The sequence below is a fragment of the Azospirillum fermentarium genome, assembly GCF_025961205.1.
Taxonomy (GTDB): domain Bacteria; phylum Pseudomonadota; class Alphaproteobacteria; order Azospirillales; family Azospirillaceae; genus Azospirillum; species Azospirillum fermentarium.
The window spans coordinates 3015887-3030032 of sequence record NZ_JAOQNH010000001.1 but is presented as its reverse complement, the minus strand read 5'-3'; the positions used below and the strand labels follow the sequence as shown (position 1 = coordinate 3030032).

At 69.7% G+C, this 14146-nt stretch carries 8 protein-coding genes; 3 read left to right on the top strand and 5 right to left on the bottom strand.

Annotated features, from left to right (window positions below; all coding sequences use genetic code 11):
* Positions 1-90: 90 nt before the first annotated feature.
* The 3 genes from M2352_RS14150 to M2352_RS14140 form a co-directional block, all read right to left on the bottom strand.
* Positions 91-2535, bottom strand: a complete 2445-nt coding sequence (locus M2352_RS14150) for a methyl-accepting chemotaxis protein (protein WP_264665118.1) — start codon at positions 2533-2535, stop codon at positions 91-93.
* A 157-nt stretch (positions 2536-2692) separates the two neighbouring features.
* Complete coding sequence (locus M2352_RS14145; RefSeq protein ID WP_264665117.1) at positions 2693-3898, bottom strand: GNAT family N-acetyltransferase; 1206 nt, start codon at positions 3896-3898, stop codon at positions 2693-2695.
* A gap of 123 nt (positions 3899-4021) precedes the next feature.
* Positions 4022-5686 (bottom strand): acyl-CoA synthetase, encoded by a 1665-nt coding sequence (locus M2352_RS14140; RefSeq protein ID WP_264665116.1) that lies wholly within the window; start codon positions 5684-5686, stop codon positions 4022-4024.
* A gap of 140 nt (positions 5687-5826) precedes the next feature.
* Between M2352_RS14140 and M2352_RS14135 the strand changes: the two genes are divergently transcribed.
* The 3 genes from M2352_RS14135 (at position 5827) to M2352_RS14125 (ending at position 9466) form a co-directional block, all read left to right on the top strand.
* A complete protein-coding gene (locus tag M2352_RS14135; RefSeq protein ID WP_264665115.1) occupies positions 5827-6801 on the top strand; it encodes a helix-turn-helix domain-containing GNAT family N-acetyltransferase in 975 nt (324 codons plus the stop codon).
* 157 nt (positions 6802-6958) lie between these two features.
* Positions 6959-8884, top strand: coding sequence for a propionyl-CoA synthetase (locus M2352_RS14130; protein ID WP_264665114.1), 1926 nt, complete (start codon positions 6959-6961; stop codon positions 8882-8884).
* Positions 8885-9040: 156 nt separating this feature from the next.
* Complete coding sequence (locus M2352_RS14125) at positions 9041-9466, top strand: OsmC family protein (RefSeq protein WP_264665113.1); 426 nt, start codon at positions 9041-9043, stop codon at positions 9464-9466.
* On the opposite strand, the gene M2352_RS14120 is transcribed toward M2352_RS14125, so the two are convergent.
* Complete coding sequence (locus tag M2352_RS14120) at positions 9441-12521, bottom strand: response regulator (protein WP_264665112.1); 3081 nt, start codon at positions 12519-12521, stop codon at positions 9441-9443. The genes M2352_RS14125 and M2352_RS14120 overlap by 26 nt on opposite strands.
* Before the next feature lie 126 nt (positions 12522-12647).
* Positions 12648-13814 carry a glutamine-hydrolyzing carbamoyl-phosphate synthase small subunit gene (carA, locus tag M2352_RS14115; RefSeq protein ID WP_264665111.1) on the bottom strand — a complete coding sequence of 389 codons (1167 nt, stop codon included), beginning with the start codon at positions 13812-13814 and terminating at the stop codon, positions 12648-12650.
* Between the last annotated feature and the right edge of the window lie 332 nt (positions 13815-14146).

Genomic DNA, 14146 nt, shown 5'->3' with positions numbered 1-14146 from the left:
GCGGCCGAAAAGGGAATGGGTTCCAAGGGCTGCCGGCCCTTGGCGGGGAAGCGTGAAGGGGCAGCGCCCCTTCACAACGCTTCGGGGGAATTACGCCGCCCGCACCTTGTTGAGGAACCCCTTCACCTCCGACCGCAGGGTGTCGGCCTGCTTGGCCAGTTCGCGGCTGGCGCGCAGCACGGCGTCGGCGGCGGAGCCGGTCTTGCTGGCGGCGGTGGTGACCTCGGAGATGTGGCGCTTCACCTCCTGGGTGCCGGCGGCGGCCTGATGGACGTTCTGGGCGATTTCGCGGGTGGCGAAGCCCTGCTGCTCCATGGCGCGGGCGATGTCGGTCACGGTGTTGCTGATGGTGCCGACGGAGTCGCTGATGGTGCGGATGGCGCCCACGGCGCCGCCGGTGGCGGCCTGCATCTGGGCCACCTGGCTGGAGATTTCCTCGGTGGCCTTGGCGGTCTGGCCGGCAAGGTTCTTGACCTCGGTCGCCACGACGGCGAAGCCCTTGCCGGCTTCCCCCGCCCGCGCCGCTTCGATGGTGGCGTTGAGCGCCAGCAGGTTGGTCTGTTCGGCGATCTCGCCGATCAGGTCCACCACCTGACCGATGCGCTGGGCGGCCTCGGCCAGACCCTCGACGATGCTGTTGGTCTGGAGCGCCTTGTCGGCGGCGTCCTGGGCGACGGAGGAGGAGGCGGTGAGCTGGCGGGAGATTTCGGCGATGCTGGCCGACAATTCCTCCGCGGCGGCGGCCACGGTCTGGACGTTGCTGGTGGCCTGTTCCGATGCGGTGGCGACGGCCGCCGACTTGGCGTTGGTCAGGGCCGCGTCCGACGACATCTCCTGGGCGTCGCGGGCCATGGAATCGGCGGAATCGGTCAGGGTCTGCACCACGGTGCTGACCGACATTTCGAAGCCGTTGGCGAATTCGTTCATGGCGCGGCGGCGGTCGGCGTCGATCTGGCGGCGCATCTCCTCCCGTTCCTGCTCCATGCGGCGCATTTCCTGGGCGTTTTCCTTGAACACGCTGAGCGCGCCGGCCATGTGGCGCAGCTCGTCCTTGCGGTCGGCGCCGGGGATGTCCACCGACAGGTCGCCCTCGGCCAGCCGGTTCATGGCGCGGGTGATGGCGTGCATGGGCACGGTGATGGCCCGGTCGATGAACCACGCCAGCAAAAGCCCCAGCACCAGCGCCACGCCCAGGCCGGACGCGATGAAGGTGCCGGCCTGGGTGCGCCCGTCCTCGCGCTCGGTGCGCTGGAGGGTGACCAGACGGTTGACCTGCTCGCTGACGTCGGTGGCGGCCTTGGCCATGGCGGTGGAGGCCTTCTGCTGGTTCTCCACGGCGTTGACCAGGGCGGTGAATTCGTTGTTGTAGGCGGTCAGCGCGGTCTTGGCGGCGGTGACGGCGGCCTTGCCCTCGGCGTCTACCAGGATGGCGCCGGCCTGTTCGGCCAGACGCAGGGTTTCGCGGGTGGCCTCGATCACCACGCTGCGGGCGGGCTCGCCCCCCTTCATGCGGAAATCCCGCTCGCCCAGCATGGCGGCCTGCACCGACTGCACCAGCCGCATGGACAGGTTGCGCAGGACGATGGCCTCGTTCACCTCGCTCTGGGCGAAGTTGGCGGCCTCGCGCAGGGCGGTGGCGACGTTGAGCTGGCTTTCCTGGATCTCGTGGGCGTGCTCCTGCACCAGATCGGCCTGCTTGTCCAGGATGGTGACGCGGGCCTCGAAGGTGTCGGCGTCGTCGTGGGTGGACTGCGACGACTGTTCGGCGAAGGTGTCCTGGTACGCCTTGACCGAGGCGGCCAGCGTGGAGGCCAGCTCCTCGTCGTTGGTGCCCTTGACGTCCTCGACCATGCCCTTGACGTCTTCGGCCAGTTCGGCCAGCGAGGCTTCGGTGGCCTTCACCGCGTCGGGGGAGCGGGTGCGCAGGAAATCGGCCTGATGGCGGCGGGCCTGGAGCAGGTGTTCGATCAGCCGGTCGGCGCGGTTGGCGGTGTCGTCGGCGTGGCGGGCGGCTTCGGCGGCGTCGTGCAGGCTGACCATGTTGTGGTCGTAGCGTTCGGCCTGCTGCTGGCCGATGCGTTCGGCCACGCCGCGCAGTTCCTTGGCGCGGTCGGCCATGGACCGGGTGCGGGCCGCCGCCTCGTTCTCCTGCGTCACGAAATTGGCGAAGGCGGCGCGGTAGCCGTTGATGCCGGCCTGGATGTCGCCCACCAGCCGCTCGCCGTCGGAGCCGGCCAGGGATTCGCGGATGCGCTGGGTTTCGGCGCGGAGCGCGTCCAGCATCCCCGGCACGGATGTCGCGGCGTCGGCGGCGCGGTCGGTGACGAAACGCGCCTCTTCCAGCCGGACGGCCTTCAGCCGGGCGTCCAGTTCCGCGGTGGTGGATGCAACGTCAACCCGGCTGGCATAGGTGCCAAGGCTGTTCCACCCGACGAAGGCGACGGCCACCGTGAGCAGCAGGACCGTGGCGAAGCCAAGTGCTATTCGTGTACCGATGGTCATGACGCTGACCTCCTCCCCCGTCCTGCGGCTCATAGACGCCGGATTCTTCTACAGCCCAATCGTTAACACCCAGTGTTTAACCAATCGTTTCGGCGTGTCCCGTGCAACTTTTGCAACGAATTCCGGCTCTGGAACCCAAAGCTGTGGACCGCAGCTTGGCATTGAGGCGTGCCTGGCCCTGTCGTTCCACTTAGAAGCGGTCCGGCATCCAGGGATGCGGCCCGGAAAAAAGTAAAGTTAGGAAACTATCGTTAAGGCTGATGATCTCATGGGTCCGCGACAAGGCTGCCGGTGCGGTATGGCCGGTGAAGAGGGATGCCAATGCGCAAACAGACAACGCTAGATCGAAGGGGCCGGGGCCGTCCAGGCGGCGGACCGCCGCGCGCCCATTGGTCACATCCAGCCGGAACCGCCCGTTGTTGGCCGGCAGCAGCGGGTCGGTCACGTCCAGCACCACGGACCCGCTGAGCCCCGCGGGATAGCCGCGGGTGGACAGGGCGCGCTCCACATCGACGACGCGCAGCAGCCATTCCTCCCATTCCTCGATGGCGGTGCCGCTGTCCACGGCCCCCAGGGCCAACGGGTCGGCATAGGCACCTTTCCACACCACCCAATCCACCTGCATGGCATAGCCGGCCAGGAAGGCGGCGGCGGTGCGGGCGGCGTGGGGGGTCAGGACGCATTGGTCCACCACCACCAGCCGGCGGTCGTCGGGCGGGCAGACGGCCAGATACCCTTCGGCGGGGCCGTCCTCGTCCGGTCCGGGCAGCAGGAAGACGTCGGCGGGGCGGCTGTCGTCGCGCAGCGCCAGCGACCACATGGCCGGCGTGCGTTCGGCCATGCCGTTGCTCCGGGCCAGCAAGGGGCGGCGCAGCGCGGCCAGACGGCCCGTGTCCTGGCTGTCCGCCAGACGGGGAAAGGCGCTCAGCCGGTCCGCCGACAGGGCGCGGGCCGGGGTGCGGAAGGCGGTGATCACCCCCGCCGGGGCGAACCCCATCTTGCGGTAGAGGGAGCGGGTGGAGGCATAGAGCACCGCCACCCCGGCGCCGCCGTCCGCCGCTTCGCGCAGCAGGCCGGCCACCAGGGCGGTGCCGTCGCCCTGGCCGCGCAGGGTGGGGTCGGTGACGACGGACGCGATGGCCCGCGACGGCACCGGGGCGCCGCCGAACCATTGGGGAAACGGCCACATGGCGGCAAAGCCGGTGATGCGCCCGGCGCGGTCGGTGACCCGCATCACCTCGTCCCCGAACAGGGCGCGGTAATGGTCCAGCACCTCCCGCGGGGTTCCGAAGCCCTGACGTTCCAGATAGGCCACGGCGCCCATGTCGCTGTCGATCAGGGGGCGGTAGGCCGGCGGCGGTGCGCGAAGCGCTGAAAGGCGGTGGTCGGTCGTCATCAGCCGCTGGGGTTTGGAGAGCGCCGCGCTTCCGGCGGCTTGGTATGACCAGTAATCCTTTGTTTGTGCACGGACCAGCGGGAAAATGCGCGCCGATGCATTTTCCCGCCGGGCGTGATGCTTTTACCCCTGGCGGGCTTTTTCGGCCTCCGCCAGATCGTTCAGGGCGCGGGCGTGGGCGCGCAGCGCGAACTTCTGGATCTTGCCGGTGGAGGTTTTGGGCAGGGGCGCGAACACCACGGTGCGCGGGCATTTGAAATGGGCCAGATGCTGGCGGCACCAGTGGATGATGTCGTCCTCGCCGGCGTCCATCCCTTCGCGCAGGGTGACGAAGGCGCAGGGCGTCTCGCCCCATTTCTCGTCGGGGCGGGCGACGACGGCGGCTTCCAGCACGGCGGGGTGGCGGTAGAGCACGCCCTCCACCTCGATGGTGGAGATGTTCTCGCCGCCGGAGATGATGATGTCCTTGGACCGGTCCTTCAGCTCGATGTAGCCGTCCGGGTGGAGCACCCCCAGGTCGCCGGTGTGGAACCAGCCGCCCTGGAACGCCTCGTCGGTGGCCTTGGGGTTCTTCAGATAGCCCTTCATGACGGTGTTGCCGCGCATGAACACCTCGCCCATGGTCGTGCCGTCGGCGGGCACCGGTTCCAGTGTGGCCGGGTCGGCGACCATCAGCCCCTCCAGCGTGGCGTAGCGCACGCCCTGGCGGGCCTTCAGCCGCGCCTTCTCCTCCAGCGGCAGGCCGTTCCAGTCGTCGTGCCAGGCGCAGATGGTGACGGGGCCGTACACCTCGGTCAGGCCATAGACGTGGGTGATGTCGAAGCCCAGCCCCTCCATCTTTTCGATGACGGCGGCGGGCGGGGCGGCGCCGGCGGTCATCATCCTGATGCCGCGGGGCACGTCGCGCTTCTGGTCGGGGCCGGCGTTGCACAGCAGCCCCATGATGATGGGGGCGCCGCACAGGTGGGTGACCCCCTCGTCGGCCATGGCGTCATAGATGGTCTTGGCCGCGATGACGCGCAGGCAGACGTTCACCCCCGCCATGGCCGCCACGGTCCAGGGGAAGCACCAGCCGTTGCAGTGGAACATGGGCAGGGTCCACAGATACACCGGATGGTGCGGCATGGCCCAGGTCAGCACGTTGCCCATGGCGTTCAGATAGGCCCCGCGGTGGTGATAGACCACGCCCTTGGGGTTGCCGGTGGTGCCGGAGGTGTAGTTGAGCGCGATGGCCTGCCACTCGTCCGCCGGCGGCGTCCAGGCATGGGCGGGGTTGCCGGTGGCCAGGAACGCCTCGTAATCCATTTCCCCGATCAGGGAGCCGCCGCGGGCCTGGGGGTCGTCGATGTCGATGACGATGGGGCGCGCGTCCGCGGGCATCAGGGCCAGCGCCTTGGTGATGACGCCGGAGAATTCCCGGTCGGTCAGCAGGATCTTGGCCTCCCCATGGCCGAGGATGAAGGCCAGCGCCTCGGCGTCCAGGCGGATGTTCAGCGCGCACAGCACCGCGCCGGCCATGGGCACGCCGAAATGGGCTTCGAAGGATTCGGGGATGTTGGGGGCCATGACGGCGACGGTGTCGCCCACCCCGATCCCCCGCGCCGCCAGCGCCGAGGCCAGCCGCACGCAGCGCTCATAGGTTTCCTTCCACGTCCGCCGCACGGGTCCGTGAACCACCGCCGGGCGGTTGGGGTAGATGTCGGCGGTGCGCCGCAGGAACGACAGCGGCGACAGCGCCTCGGTGTTGGCGGCGTTGCGGTCCAGGTGGGTGTCGTAGGGGTTGCTCATGGCGTTTCTCTCTCCCCGGTTTGATTTTGCCGCGACTGTACCATGGCCCGGCACGGCCGCGGGACCGGCCAAAAGGAAGGGGTTCCCGAAACCGTGACTGCGGGGTTATAGTTGTATTATGCAACCATATGGAGGGTGAGATGGCGCCCACCGATGACATGGCCATCGACGTGATCCGCGCCGCCTCCCGCCGGCTGGTGCGGGAACTGGGCTTCATGGGGCAAACCCTGGCGGGGACCGGTCTCTCCCCGTCCTCCGTCCATGCCCTGATCGCGGTGGGGGAGGGGGAGGCGGTGACCGCCGCCGCCTTGTGCGATCTTCTGCGCCTGGAAAAATCCAGCGTCAGCCGGCTGGTCCGCAAGCTGGTGGCCGCCGGCCTGATGACCGAAGGGGCCAGCGGCCGGGATGGACGGGTGAAGCCGCTGGCCCTGACCGGCAGGGGCCGGGAAACGCTGGAGGCCATCCACCGCTTCGCCCGTTCGCAGGTGCGCCGGGCCATGGACGTGCTGCCGCCCGCCGTCCGGGGCACGGTGGCGGAGGGGCTGAACGCCTATGCCGCCGCGCTGCGGGCCAGCCGCGCGGGCGTCCCGGCGGTGGCGGCGCCGGGTGCGGAGATCGTCTGCGGCTACCAGCCGGGGGTGATCGGGCGCTGCGTGGAGATGCACGCCCGCTATTACGCCCGCACCGCCGGTTTCGGGGCGGTGTTCGAAAGCACGGTGGCCGCCGGGATGGCCGCGTTCACGCCACGGCTGGACCGGGCGGGCAACGGCCTGTGGGTGGCGGTGCGCCAGGGGCAAATCATTGGCACGCTTGCCATCGACGGCGAAGACCTGAACCAGGACGGCGCGCAGGGGGGCCGAGTGGCCCACCTGCGCTGGTTCATTGTGGACGACGGCGCCCGCGGCGGCGGAACCGGGCGCCGGCTGCTGAGCGCCGCCATGGCCTTCTGCGACGCCCAGGGCTTTGCCGCGACGCGGCTGTGGACCTTCCGCGGGCTGGACGCGGCGCGCCGGCTCTATGAGGAGGCGGGGTTCGTTCTGGAGCGCGAATGGCGGGGAGGGCAGTGGGGGACCGAGGTGATGGAGCAGTGTTTCAGCCGCCCGTGCCCCGTCTGACCCCGCCGCGTCCAACCGCCGCTTCGGCTCTGCGAAGCTGCAAAGCCATTTGCAAAATTAGGGTGATTTCTCGCATAGTGGCCTGCCGCCGCGTGACGGATCATTGCGCGGCGGGCGGAGGAATTCGCATCAATCAGAACATAAGGGACGCACCCTCATGACCACCACGTCAGCCGCCGCCTATGATCAGTTGCACGACCGTTCGCTCTCCGACCCGGCGGGGTTCTGGGGGGATGCGGCGGAGGAAATCACTTGGTTCAAGCGCTGGGATACGGTGCTGGACGGCTCCAATCCCCCGTTCTACCGCTGGTTCAAGGGCGGCGTGCTCAACACCTGCTACAACGCCGTTGACCGCCACGTCGAACAGGGCCGCGCCGATCAGGCGGCCATCATCTACGACAGCCCCGTCACCGGGGTGGTGCAGACCATCACTTATGCCGAGCTGAAGGATCAGGTCGCCCGGCTGGCCGGTGCCCTGCGCGCCCGCGGCGTGGAAAAGGGTGACCGCGTCATCGTCTACATGCCCATGATCCCGCAGGCGGTGATGGCCATGCTGGCCTGCGCGCGGTTGGGGGCGGTGCATTCGGTGGTGTTCGGCGGCTTCGCCCCCAACGAACTGGCCACCCGCATCGACGACGCCAAGCCCAAGGCCATCATCTCCGCCTCCTGCGGCATCGAGCCGAACCGGGTGGTGAAGTACAAGCCGATGCTGGATTCCGCCATCGAGCTGTCGTCCCACAAGCCCTCGGCCTGCATCATCTTCCAGCGTCCGCAGGAAACCGCCACCCTGGTGGACGGCCGCGACGTGGAATGGTTTGCTGCGCAGGAAGGCGTGGAGCCGGCGGAATGCGTGCCGGTGGAAGCCACCGATCCGCTGTACATCCTCTACACCTCGGGCACCACGGGGCAGCCCAAGGGCGTCGTGCGCGACAACGGCGGCCACGCGGTGGCGCTGAAGTGGACGATGAGCAACATCTACGACATGAAGCCGGGCGAGGTGTTCTGGGCGGCGTCGGACGTGGGCTGGGTGGTCGGCCACTCCTACATCTGCTACGCCCCGCTGCTGCACGGCTGCACCACGCTGATGTTCGAAGGCAAGCCGGTGGGCACGCCCGACGCCGGCACCTTCTGGCGCGTGATCCAGCAGCACAAGGTCTCCACCCTCTTCACCGCGCCGACGGCGTTCCGCGCCATCAAGCGCGAAGACCCCAACGGCACCTTCATCGGCAAGTACGACCTGTCGTGCCTGCGCGCGCTGTTCCTGGCCGGCGAGCGGTCGGACCCCGACACGCTGCACTGGGCCGAGGACAAGCTGAACGTTCCGGTCATCGACCATTGGTGGCAGACGGAAACCGGCTGGGCCATCACCGGCAACCCGCTGGGCGTCCATCTGTTCCCCATCAAGTACGGCTCGGCCACCCGCCCGATGCCCGGCTGGGACATCCGCATCCTGAACGCCGAGCAGCAGGAGGTGCCGCGCGGCGACACCGGGGCCATCTGCGCCAAGCTGCCGCTGCCTCCCGGCACCTTCCCCACCCTGTGGAACGCGGAAGAGCGCTATGTGAAGGCGTACATGACCGATTATCCCGGCTATTACCAGACGGGGGATGCCGGTTTCGTCGATGACGACGGCTACGTCTACATCATGGCCCGCACCGACGACATCATCAACGTCGCCGGCCACCGCCTGTCCACCGGCGGGATGGAGGAGGTTCTGGCTTCCCACCCCGACGTGGCGGAATGCGCGGTGATCGGCGTCGCCGACCAGCTCAAGGGCCAGGTGCCGCTGGGGCTGCTGGTGCTCAAGGCCGGCGTCACCCGCTCCAACGAGGATATCGTCAAGGAAGTGGTGGCGCTGGTGCGCGAAAAGATCGGCCCCGTCGCCGACTTCAAGCGCGCGGTGGTCGTGGAGCGTCTGCCCAAGACCCGCTCGGGCAAGATCCTGCGCGGCACCATGCAGAAGATCGCCGACGACCAGGAATACAAGACCCCCGCCACCATCGACGATCCGGCCATCCTGTCGGAAATCGCCGACGCGCTGCAGGGCCTGGGCTACGCCAAGGACCACCACGGCGCCGCCTGATCCCTTCCGGCTCTCGTGACGGGCCTTTGGTGAAAAGCCCCCTTCCTTCGGGAAGGGGGCTTTTTTCATCGGTGCGGGCGGAACCGCGCACGCGCGGCGAGGGTTGAATCGCGGGGATATCGTTCCCCGGCAGATCACCGAAGGGAGGCACCATCCATGGCCGTACGGGAATCCACCGCACGTTGGTCGGGCGCGTTGAAGGACGGCAGCGGCACCATGCGCCTGGGCAGCGGCGCGTTCGAAGGGCCGTACTCCTACCCCTCGCGGTTCGAGGACGGGGCCGGCACCAACCCGGAAGAACTGATCGGGGCGGCCCACGCCGGCTGCTTCTCCATGGCGCTGGCCGCCGGGCTGGGCAAGGCCGGGTTCACGCCGGCCAGCATCGCCACCACCGCGCGGGTCCATTTCGGATCGTCCGGCGGGGTGGTCGCCATTTCCCGCATCGACCTGGACACGGAAGCGGCGGTGCCGGGCATCGACGATGCGGCGTTCCAGAAGATCGCCGCCGAAACCAAGGAGATCTGCCCGGTGTCCAAGGCGCTGGCCGGGGTGGAGATCACCCTGTCGGCCCGGCTGGCGTAACGGTCCCCTTGCCGGAAAGCCCGTCGCGCAGGCGGCCCAGCAGATCGTCGGTGAGATAGGGTTTCTGGAGAACCACCAGCCGCTCCTCGTGCAGGAGCGGCTGGGGGATCTCGGCATAGCCGGTGACCATCACCACCGGCAGGCCGGGATAGAGACCACGCAGGCGGCGGGTCAGCTCCAGGCCGGTCATGCCGGGCATGGCGTAATCGGTCACCACCGCATCCGGGCGGCGGCGCGCGGCGCACTCCAGCGCCTCTTCCCCGGTTCCGGCCTCTTCCACCTCGTACCCATGCTCGCTCAGCAGGGCGGCGGTGGCCAGACGGACCAGCACCTCGTCTTCCACCAGAAGGATGGCGGCGGCGGTGGCCACAGGCGGCGGCGGGGGCGGGACGGCGTCGTCCGGCTCGGCGGTGGCCGCGAAGGGCGCGCGGGGCAGCAGCAGGGTGATGGTGGTTCCCTGGCCGAGCCGGCTGTCCAGCAGCACCGCCCCCCCGGACTGCGCCGCCAGGCCGTGGACCATGCTGAGGCCCAGGCCGGTGCCGTGGCCCACGCCCTTGGTGGTGAAGAAGGGTTCGAAGGCGCGGGCCGCCACCTCCTCCGACATGCCGGTTCCGGTGTCGCGCACGGCGACGCGCACATAGTCGCCGGGGGCCACGCCGGGAGCGGGCGGGGCGGGGCAGGCGGCGTTGCCGACCGCGATGGTCAGGGTGCCGCCGCCGGGCATGGCGTCGCGGGCGTTGATGGACAGGTTGAGGATGGCCATTTCCAACTGGTTGGCGTCCACCAGCGCCGGCCACAGGCCGGGCTCCGTTTCCCGCACGATCTGGATGGTGCCGCCCAGGGTGCGTTCCATCAGCCCCTGCATGCCCGCCACCAGCGCCGCCACGTCCACCGCCCGCGGGTCCAGCCGCTGCCGGCGGGAAAACGCCAGAAGATGCTGGGTCAGGGTGGCGCCGCGCTTCACCGCCTGCTGCGCGGTCAGCAGGGGGGTCATCACCTCCGGCCCCGGCTGGCGGATCTCGACCAGATAGAGGGCGGCCCCCACCGCCTGGAGCAGGTTGTTGAAGTCGTGGGCGATGCCGCCGGTCAGATGGCCGATGGCCTCCATCTTCTGGGCCTGGCGCAGGGAATCCTCGGCGGCGCGGAGCGCTGCCAGGGCGTTTTCCCGCTCCGTCACGTCGCGTCCCACCATGAAGGCGCCGATGGGCGCCCCGTCGCTGCCGGGAATGGCGTCGTAGACCACCTCCACGTGCCGTGTCCGGCCGGGATCGGCGGAGGAGGTGAACCGGCGCATGGCGGTCAGCCGCTCGCCCGACAGGGCGCGCTGCCAGTGGCCGAAGGCTTCGCCGGGAATCAGGATGCGGAACTGTGGCCCGTCCCCGTCGTCGGGCGGGGCGCCGCCGTCGCGGGATTCCAGCCGGCTGCCGATGCGGGGGCTGCGCCCGAACGCCCATTCCACGTTGCGCTGATAGGCGGTGTTGAACAGGATCAGCCGGTGGCTGGTGTCGATGGCGGCCACCAGATCGCTGGTGCGTTCCACGATGGCGGCGAACAGGCGGCGGTCGGCGGCGTGGCGCTCCGACGCCTCGATCAGCCGCTCCTCCATGATCCGGCGCCGCTCGGTCACATCCTCCAGCACGCCGACGGCGCGGGTGGACAAGGTGGGGGAGCCGGGAACCGCCTCGGCCAGGAACGATCCGCGGATGGCCAGCCAGCGCCGGGGCGAGTCCGGCGGTTCCACCGGGAATTCCAGGTCGAATTCCTCCACCGTCGCGTGACGGGGCATCAGGGCGGCCATCAGCCCGTCGATGTGCTCCAGCGGCACGTGCAGCAGCCAGGCGTCGAGCGGCGCGTCCAGCTCGCCCGCCGGGCCGATTCCCAGCAGCTCGGCGGCGCGGCCCCAGCCGTGGAAGCGGCGGGTCAGGGGATCGAAGCGCCACACGCCGATGCGTCCGGCCTCCATGGACAGGCGGCGCTGGGCGTCGGCATCCTTCAGCCGGCGGCTGGTGGCCCGCAGCGCGTCGGCAACCGCGCTGACCTCGCGGATCACGGCGGGCGGCGGGGTGGGGGACGTGCCGCGGCCCAGCGCATCGGCCATCACCGCCAGCCGGCGCACGGGGTCGGAGATGCGCCGGCCCACCAGCAGCGTCAGCCCCGTGCTGAGCAGCAGCACCAGCCCGCCCCCGGCGGCCATCAGCATCAGCGACGACCGCAACGGGGCGTCGATGTGGGCGGCGGGGACGGTCACCGTCACCATCCACCCCGACAGGGACGAGCGGGCGAAGGCGGTGAACAGGCCGGTCTGGCTGCTGTCGTCGCGGAACGATCCGCTGCGCTGCCCCGCCGTGGCGGCGGCGGTGGCCGCCGACGTGGTGCCGCCCACCGACACGGGGTCGAAGGGTGCTCGGGCGATGATCCGCCCCTTGGTGTCGGACAGGGCGGCGGTCCAGCCCTCGGGCACGCCCTGGCGCTGCATCACCCCGGCCCACAGGTGAGCGGGCGCGCCCATGCTGAGGACATAGCGCAGGGTGGCGCCGTCCTTGACCGGCACGCCCACCGTCACCAGCGGCGTGTTGCTGATCGACCCGGTGAACAGGTCGGAAACCGCGGCTTCCCCGGTTTCCGCCACCCGCCGCATCATGGGCGACCCGCCGGCATCGGGAAGCGGTGTGCCATAGGGCAGGCGCGTGGCCCACAACTGCTGCCCCTGGGCGGTGGCCAGCACGATGTTGGTGCCTTCGCGGCGGATTTCCTTGTTGCGCAGAAGCTCCGACGCCTGCCGGTGCAGCTCGGCCATGTCACCGGTCACGAACCCGTGGGCGGTGGACAGAACCTGCAGCGTGGCGATCATCGCCGTCAGCTCGCGTTCCACCGCCACCGCCAGCGACAGGGCCACCTGATGGCCCTGGTGTTCGGCGTTGGCCCGCTGGGCATCGGCCATCCGCACCACCATCCAGGCGGAAAAGGCCAGCATCGGCAGCATCGCCGCCAGCACCAGCCCGGCCAGCCCGATGCGCAGGGACACGCCGCGGCGAGGCGGCGGCGCCTCCGTCATCCGGGTTTCCTGGGCTGGCGGCGGCGGTGTCGTCGGCTGCACCCGCGGATCTCGAACGGTTGTCGGGGAAAACGCACTGGAAAAAAGGCCGGGGGAGAACGCCCGCCCGGCCCTTTGCCTCTCACATCAGGGCAGCGGCTTGCCGTCCATCAGGCCGACGAAGCGGTCGAACAGGTAATGGCTGTCCTGCGGGCCGGGCGACGCCTCGGGGTGGTACTGCACCGAGAAGACCGGCTTGCCCTTCAGGCGGATGCCCTCGTTGGTGCCGTCGAACAGGCTGACGTGGGTGACCTCCACATCCGGCGGCAGGCTTTCGGGCACCACGACGAAGCCGTGGTTCTGGCTGGTGATCTCCACCCGCCCGGTGGCGAGATCCTTCACCGGGTGGTTGGCGCCGCGGTGGCCGCGGGGCATCTTTTCCGTGCGCCCGCCCAGCGCCAGCGACAGCATCTGGTGGCCCAGGCAGATGCCGAACAGCGGCAGGCCGGTGTCCAGCAGGCCGCGGATGGTCGGCACGGCGTACGCGCCGGTGGCCGCGGGGTCGCCGGGGCCGTTGGACAGGAACACGCCGTCGGGCTTGTGGCTCATCACCTCGTCCACGGTGGCGGTGGCGGGAACCACCGTCACCTTGCAGCCCGCCGCGGCCAGACAGCGCAGGATGTTGCGCTTGGCGCCGAAATCCAGGGCGACCACGTGGAAGCGCGGCGTGTCCTGGGTGGCGTAGCCGCCGCCGATGGTCCACGCCGCCTCGGTCCAGCCGTAGGTCTGGGTGCAGGACACGTCCTTGGCCAGGTCCATGCCCTCCAGCCCCGGCCACCCGGCGGCCTTGGCGGTCAGGGCATCGAGGTCGAATTTCCCGTCGGGGGCGTGGGCGACCACGCCGTTGGGCGCGCCCAGGTCGCGGATGCGGCGGGTCAGGCGGCGGGTGTCCACGCCGGCCAGGCCGATCAGGTTGTGGCTCTTCAGCCAGGCATCCAGGTGCTGGGTCGAGCGCCAGTTGGACGGCTGGGTGATGTCGGCGCGCAGGATCAGGCCGCGGGCGGCGGGGGTCACCGTCTCGATATCCTCGGGCGTGGTGCCGACGTTGCCCACGTGCGGGAAGGTGAAGGTGATGATCTGGCCGGCGTAGCTGGGATCGGTCAGGATTTCCTGATAGCCGGTCATGGAGGTGTTGAAGCACACCTCGCCGACGGCATCGCCCACCGCACCGATGCCTCGGCCCTTGAACACCGTACCGTCGGCCAGAACCAGAACGCCCGTCGGGGCGTCATCGGGAAGAGGGGAGATGGGCATCGGGTCAGACCTTAGCATCGGCCGCTGGCGGGCGGCGTAGGAAACATGCGGCTCGTCCGCGGGGGCCGGGCGCGGCGAGACCCGCCCGTTGACGAGGCCAGCGGACGAGCCGCCATCGAATAGACAGCCCCACCCGTCCGGTCAAGTCCGATATGGGAATGGCCGGGCCGCTCTGCCAGCGCAAGCCCCGCGGGGGGCAGGCCCGATGCCCCGCCACTGGAAAGGGGCTTGAGAAGTCCGATATCAATTCGTTAGGTGTTTCCCGCATGATTGGTGTCCCGGAAACGGGGGCCGGGCCGGCCCATCGGCCCAACAACGCTGTTTTTAAGGAA

Coding starts and splice junctions, on each gene's coding strand:
- M2352_RS14145 (WP_264665117.1), bottom strand. CDS start 3,898: ATGACGACCGACCACCGCCTTTCAGCGCTTCGCGCACCGCCGCCGGCC.
- M2352_RS14130 (WP_264665114.1), top strand. CDS start 6,959: ATGACCACCACGTCAGCCGCCGCCTATGATCAGTTGCACGACCGTTCG.
- M2352_RS14140 (WP_264665116.1), bottom strand. CDS start 5,686: ATGAGCAACCCCTACGACACCCACCTGGACCGCAACGCCGCCAACACC.
- M2352_RS14135 (WP_264665115.1), top strand. CDS start 5,827: ATGGCGCCCACCGATGACATGGCCATCGACGTGATCCGCGCCGCCTCC.
- M2352_RS14120 (WP_264665112.1), bottom strand. CDS start 12,521: ATGACGGAGGCGCCGCCGCCTCGCCGCGGCGTGTCCCTGCGCATCGGG.
- carA (WP_264665111.1), bottom strand. CDS start 13,814: ATGCCCATCTCCCCTCTTCCCGATGACGCCCCGACGGGCGTTCTGGTT.
- M2352_RS14125 (WP_264665113.1), top strand. CDS start 9,041: ATGGCCGTACGGGAATCCACCGCACGTTGGTCGGGCGCGTTGAAGGAC.
- M2352_RS14150 (WP_264665118.1), bottom strand. CDS start 2,535: ATGAGCCGCAGGACGGGGGAGGAGGTCAGCGTCATGACCATCGGTACA.